The sequence below is a fragment of the Streptomyces hirsutus genome (genome assembly GCF_001418415.1).
GTDB lineage: Bacteria > Actinomycetota > Actinomycetes > Streptomycetales > Streptomycetaceae > Streptomyces > Streptomyces hirsutus.
On sequence record NZ_LIQT01000541.1, the window covers coordinates 1 to 269 of the forward strand.

Consider the following 269-nt stretch of genomic DNA (forward strand, 5'->3'; position numbering starts at 1 on the left):
CCGTCCCCGTCGGTGTCCAGCAGCGCGCACACCGCCTCCGCCAGGGGCCGGAACGAGGTGTCGAAGCCCTCGGGCGACTCGACGAAGGCGCCGGTCATGCAGTCCCGGTACTCGTCGCGGGTGAGCCGCTCGTCGCCGTCCTGGTCCGCGGCGGCGACCAGGGCATCCCAGAAGCGGGTCATGCCGTCCATCAGCGCGGTGCCCTTGGGCGAGGTGACCGGCTCGCCGAACTTGGACAGCAGCTGCGATCCCAGGGTCAGGAGGTCCTC

General features: G+C 71.7%; 1 protein-coding gene. It reads right to left on the reverse strand.

Features of this window, described 5'->3' with window-relative positions:
• Window positions 1–269, reverse strand: a 269-nt coding sequence (locus tag AOK11_RS41045) for an EF-hand domain-containing protein (RefSeq protein WP_478501594.1), incomplete at both ends; no start/stop codon positions are given.